This is a genomic window from Jatrophihabitans sp. (assembly GCF_051960575.1).
Lineage (GTDB): Bacteria > Actinomycetota > Actinomycetes > Mycobacteriales > Jatrophihabitantaceae > JBQCEE01.
Map to the genome: position 1 here is coordinate 1 of NZ_JBQCEE010000402.1, position 3645 is coordinate 3645.

Consider the following 3645-nt stretch of genomic DNA (forward strand, 5'->3'; position numbering starts at 1 on the left):
GGTTGCCGATCGAAACCTCCGCCGCATTGTCCGACATTCCCGTTTGTCCCCTGGCCCAGTCATTTCCGCGCCTTGGAATTTACTGGGCCTGGGGACAAGACGGCTTCTGGTCGGGCGCGGGGGCCTACCCGCCGAACTCGAGCAGCAGCAGGGCGAGCAGCACGGGGACGAGCTGGCGCCAGCGCAGCATGACGTAGCGGTTGTCGCCGAAGGCGCGGAACTTTCGCAGGTAGCGGTAGAGCGCCTCGACCTTGATCAGCGGGTCGAGCAGGTGGGCGAGGGCGTAGCCGAGGCGACCGGGCCAGGTGAGGCGTCCGGCGTCCTTATCGGCGAACAGGTCGGGGAACGGCGCGAACGCGAGCGAGACCCGCTCGACACCGAGGTCGGCCGCGTAGTCGACGACCTCGGCGACGAGCCGCTCGTCGACCCCGTTCGGCGCGGTGCGGGAACGGATCGGCAGGTCGAAGGAGAGATCCTGCCGGCCGGCCCAGAGGTAGCGGTGGGCGCCGACGATGCCGCCGCGGCAGTCGCGGGCGATGGCGATGATCGCGTCGGGCGCCTCGCCGTCGAACAACCGGCCGAGGATCATCGAGAAGCCACGGTTGTCGTCGCGTTCGGTGCGGGTCATCAACGCGCGCAGTTCGGCGACGACCTCGGGTTCGAGCTCGCCCTCGCGCTGCACGGTGACCTTCACGCCGGCGTTGTGGCTGCGCTGGATCGCCTGCCGCACGTTGCGGTAGGCGCGTCCCTTGAGGGTGAACTGCGACCGTTCGACGACCACGTCGCGGCCGATGGACAGCGAGCCGAAGTGGTACTGCTCCCAGAGCGACTTCGACCGCTCCCCCGCGCCCAGGACGGCCACGCGGAGTTTGCGCGCCCGTGCGCGAACGAGGAACTCCTCGACGACGGCCGGCCAGCTCGCCTCGTCACCGAGCGGGTCGCCGCTCGCGACCGCCACGCCGACCTTGATGCGGTAGGCGACCGCCGCACGGCCGTCGGGCGAGAAGACGTAGTTCTTCTCCGGTCGCAGGGCGAACGGTGCCAGGGGGTCGCCGACGCTGCTGACGACGAGCTCGCGCACCGCCGCCCGGGTGATCGGGTCGGCGGGCTCCTTCAGCAGCGGCTCGCTCACACGACCACCCTCCGTCCCCCGCTCAGAACAACGCCCTCGTCAGCTCGCGCCGAGCCGCGGCGACCCGGGGGTCGTCCGGGCCGAGCAGCTCGAAGAACTCGACGAGCCGTTCACGTGCCTTGTCGCGATCATCCCCCGACGTGCGGCGGATGGCGGCCAAGAGGCGGTTCAGCGCGTCCTCGACCCGGTTGCCGGCCAGCAGCAGGTCGGCGGCGGCGAGTTGCAGGTCGACGTCGTCGGGCGCGGCGTCGGCCTGCTGCACCGCGGTCGGTTCGGTGCGCTCGATCCGCTGCATCAACCGCACCTGACCGAGGGCGAGCTGCGCCTCGGTGTTCGCCGGCTCGACCGCAAGGATCGACTGGTACTGCTGGATCGCCGCGTCGTAGTCGCCGGCGTCGAGCGCCGCCTCGGCCGCGGTGAAGCGAGGATCCTCCGGCGCCGCCGGCTCGGCCTCGGCCCCGTCGGCGGCAGGAGCTGCGGCGCCGCCACCGCTCAGGCCCGCCTCCTGCCCGGCCTGCAGCACGGCCTGGACGAACTCGCGCAGCTGGGCCTCGGGCAGCGCGCCCTGGAAGCCGGGCACGAGCTGTCCGCCGATCACCGCGAAGACCGTCGGGATGCTCTGCACCTGCAACGCTTGCGAGATGCGAGGGTTGGCGTCGACGTCGATCTTCGCGAGCACCCAGGCCCCGGCGCCCTCGCGGGCCAGCTTCTCGAGCACGGGCGAGAGCTGCTTGCAGGGCTGGCACCAGTCGGCCCACAGATCGAGCAGCACCGGCACCTGGAACGACCGGTCGAGCACCGCGGTCTGGAAGGTGGCCTCGGTGACATCGATGACCACGTCGCCCGCCGCGGGCGCAGGCGCCTCCGCGGCGCGGGCCGCGGCCTCGGTGCGCGCCTTCACGGCTGCGAGGTCGACCGCGCCGGCGAGCGCGGCGCTGGGAACGGCCGCCTGCGCGGGGCTGCCGGAACGGGCGGGGCGGCGAGGTGCACCTGGTCGCATACGTACAGTTTCCCAGACGCAGGTGGCGGCGCGGAAACAGTGACCTCGGTGGGGGCGGCGATGGTGCGCACGGAACAGTCCGGATCGGTTCGCACGGTGATCCTCGACCGGCCGCAGGCACGGAACGCCGTCGACGGCCCGACCGCACACGCCCTCGCCGCCGCCTTCCGCGCGCTGGACGCCGACGAGTCGGTGGCCGCCGCCGTGCTGTGGGGCGACCACGGCACCTTCTGCGCGGGGGCCGATCTCAAGCAGATGTCGAACCCGCTCGAGGACGACCTGTCCGCCGACGCCCCGATGGGCCCGTCACGGCTGGCCCTCACCAAGCCCGTGGTCGCGGCGATCAGCGGCCACGCCGTCGCGGGCGGCCTCGAGCTCGCGCTCTGGTGCGACCTGCGGGTGATGGAGTCGGACGCGACGCTCGGCGTCTTCTGCCGCCGTTGGGGCGTGCCGCTGATCGACGGCGGCACGGTGCGGCTGCCGCAGATCGTCGGCCTCGGGCGCGCCCTCGACCTCATCCTCACCGGCCGGCCGGTGCACGCCGACGAGGCCCTCGCGATGGGGCTGGTGAACCGCGTCGTCGCCCCGGGCGAGGCACGCGCCGCCGCAGAGGCGCTGGCCGCCGAGATCGCCCGCTTCCCGCAGGCCTGCGTGCGCTCGGACCGCGCGTCGGTCCACGCCGCGCTGGGCCGGCCGACCGCCGAGGCGCTCGCCACGGAGTTCGCGTCCGGACGTGCTGTGCTGGCCGACGCCGCTGACGGCGCGGCCCGGTTCGCCGCCGGCGCCGGACGCGGGGGGTCGTTCGACGCGTGAGCGACTCGCACGCCCGCCGGATCAGGCTGGTCTGGGTCGCCGCGATCGTGGTGGTCGTCGGCGTGCTCACCCTGGTCGGGCTGCTCACCGGCGGCGGCTCGTCGGGCCGGTCGGGGTCGTCGTCGACGCCCGAGGACGTCGCGGCCCGGTGGACGACGCTGGTGCTGCAGGGCGACACCACACGGGCGGGGCAGCTCGCCTGCCCGACCAGCCACGCCGCCGACGGGCTCGGGCTGCTCGTCGTCGGCCGGACGACCGCGCGTGCCCAGCGGGCGGTGAGGGTCGACGCCGACCACTGGAGCGTCACCGTCGACCTCGTCGGCCCGGACGGCAGCGTCCTCACCGCCATCCCACTGTCGGTGCAGCGGATCCGCGGCGACCTCAAGGTTTGTTGAGGCCGCCCGCGGCACTCATCCCGAACGACCTCACCGCGGGGCCTGTGGGTCGTCGAACAGCTGCAGGACGATGCCACCCGCGAGCGCGACGATGTCCTCGCGGGCCAGCAGCACGCGGCTGGTCTCGACGCTCGCCGCGACCAGGGCACTGACGACCAACGGGTGCGGCTGCCAGAACAGCCGCACCTCGGTGCGCGCGTCGCCGTCGTCGGCGCGCAGGTGCGCGACCATGACCTGGGCATGCAGGCCCGAGGTGAGCCCGACCTCGTGCACCGTCGGCGGTTCGACCGCCTCGCCGCGCTCGA

5 protein-coding genes are annotated in these 3645 nt (G+C 73.4%); 2 read left to right on the forward strand and 3 right to left on the reverse strand.

The features are described 5' to 3' along the window. Positions 1–124: 124 nt before the first annotated feature. The gene (locus ACTHMS_RS22560; protein WP_440308903.1) at positions 125–1132 is read right to left on the reverse strand and encodes a bifunctional lysylphosphatidylglycerol flippase/synthetase MprF; all 1008 of its coding nucleotides are present in this window, start codon (positions 1130–1132) and stop codon (positions 125–127) included. A gap of 22 nt (positions 1133–1154) precedes the next feature. Continuing rightward, entirely contained in the window at positions 1155–2132 is a 978-nt protein-coding gene (locus ACTHMS_RS22565) for a tetratricopeptide repeat protein (RefSeq protein WP_440308904.1), read from the reverse strand. A 60-nt stretch (positions 2133–2192) separates the two neighbouring features. Here ACTHMS_RS22565 and ACTHMS_RS22570 point away from each other — a divergent pair, with 60 nt between their 5' ends. Both ACTHMS_RS22570 and ACTHMS_RS22575 read left to right on the forward strand, forming a co-directional pair. Beyond that, positions 2193–2945 carry a crotonase/enoyl-CoA hydratase family protein gene (locus ACTHMS_RS22570; protein WP_440308905.1) on the forward strand — a complete coding sequence of 251 codons (753 nt, stop codon included), beginning with the start codon at positions 2193–2195 and terminating at the stop codon, positions 2943–2945. Then, complete coding sequence (locus ACTHMS_RS22575) at positions 2942–3340, forward strand: hypothetical protein (RefSeq protein ID WP_440308906.1); 399 nt, start codon at positions 2942–2944, stop codon at positions 3338–3340. Before ACTHMS_RS22570 ends, ACTHMS_RS22575 begins: the two co-directional genes overlap by 4 nt. A 30-nt stretch (positions 3341–3370) precedes the next feature. On the opposite strand, the gene ACTHMS_RS22580 is transcribed toward ACTHMS_RS22575, so the two are convergent. Beyond that, positions 3371–3645: hypothetical protein (locus tag ACTHMS_RS22580; RefSeq protein ID WP_440308907.1), on the reverse strand; the 275-nt coding region annotated here is incomplete at its 5' end.

Coding starts and splice junctions, on each gene's coding strand:
- ACTHMS_RS22565 (WP_440308904.1), bottom strand. CDS start 2,132: ATGCGACCAGGTGCACCTCGCCGCCCCGCCCGTTCCGGCAGCCCCGCG.
- ACTHMS_RS22570 (WP_440308905.1), top strand. CDS start 2,193: ATGGTGCGCACGGAACAGTCCGGATCGGTTCGCACGGTGATCCTCGAC.